We start from the raw sequence: 1,299 nt of genomic DNA on the forward strand, positions 1-1,299 counted from the left end.
GGGACTGTCAGGAATTTTGTGCGGGAGGCCGGTTACCGTCATTAGATGACGAAGCGCTCACCGAAGATTACGGCGAACTGACTTTTGGCCTCACCCCATTCGCGCGGTGGGCGCTTCCATTCGTCCGCCGCGTGATTGAGCACGAGATATAACAGCTTCATCGCGGCATCGTCACCGGGGAAATGGCCGCGGGTACGGACGGCACGGCGAACCTTCGAATTCAGGGCCTCGATGGCGTTCGTAGTGTAGATGATCCGGCGGACGCCCTCGGGAAAGGCGAAGAACGGGATCACCTGGTCCCAGTGTCGCCGCCAGCTTATGGCGATGGCCGGGTGTTTCTGGCCCCAGGGGCCTGCCTCGAACGCCTCCAGCGCAGCCATGCCGGCCTCGGGCGTCTCGGCACGGTAGACGCCGCGCAACGCCTGGGCGATGAACTTGCGCTCCTTCCAGGACGCAAAGCTCATGCTGTTGCGGATCAGATGGACGATGCAGGTCTGGACGATGGCCTCGGGGAAGACAGCGTTGATCGCCTCCGGGAACCCCTTCAGGCCGTCGACGACGGCGATCAGGATGTCGGCGACGCCGCGGTTCCTGAGCTCGTTCATGACGCGCAGCCAGAATTTGGCCCCCTCGGTCTGCTCGATCCAGATGCCGAGCACCTCCTTGGTCCCGTCCGGCTGAATGCCCAGCGCGATGTAGACCGCCTTGTTGCGGACGAACCCTTCGTCGCGGATCTTCACCCGGATCGCGTCGAAAAACACCAGCGGATAGCAGGCGTCGAGCGGCCGACCCTGCCATTCGGCAACCGTCTCCAGCACCGCATCGGTGACGGTCGAGATCAGGTCCGGCGAGACGTCGATCCCGTACAGCTCCTCGAGGTGCCCGCGGATTTCGCGCACCGTCATCCCGCGCGCGTACATCGAGACGATCTTGTCGTCGAAGTCGGGGAAACGGCGCTGGTATTTGGCGATGAGCTTCGGGTCGAACGTCCCCGCCCGGTCGCGTGGCACGTCCAGCGTCACCTTCGATGTGCCCGTCAGCATCGTCTTCCTCGATGACCCGTTGCGCCGGTTGATGGTGCCTGCGGCGCCTTCGCTTTCCAGATGATCGTCGAGCTCAGCCGACAGCATCCGCTCCGACAACGCCTTCTTCAGCTCGTCGAGCAGACCGTCCTTTGCAAACAGCTCCTGCGGGTCACGACCAGCCAGAAGCTGGTCCAAAACGTCCTTGTCGATTGCCATATCGATGGTCCCTTCCATTCCATCCTATGGCCTCCCGCACAAAATTCCTGACAGTCCC

1 protein-coding gene is annotated in these 1,299 nt (G+C 62.7%); it reads right to left on the bottom strand.

Translation table 11 applies throughout. The annotated features are described in order from the left end of the window. Positions 1 to 41 precede the first annotated feature (41 nt). Positions 42 to 1,241: an IS256 family transposase gene (locus tag GGR47_RS19000; protein WP_062127390.1), complete on the bottom strand. Its 1,200-nt coding sequence runs from the start codon at positions 1,239 to 1,241 to the stop codon at positions 42 to 44. Positions 1,242 to 1,299 lie beyond the last annotated feature (58 nt).

It is taken from the genome of Sphingomonas aquatilis (assembly GCF_014196115.1).
Lineage (GTDB): Bacteria > Pseudomonadota > Alphaproteobacteria > Sphingomonadales > Sphingomonadaceae > Sphingomonas > Sphingomonas aquatilis.

Excerpts from the sequence above, each read along its gene's own strand:
- GGR47_RS19000 (WP_062127390.1), bottom strand. The coding sequence starts at position 1,241 with ATGGCAATCGACAAGGACGTTTTGGACCAGCTTCTGGCTGGTCGTGAC.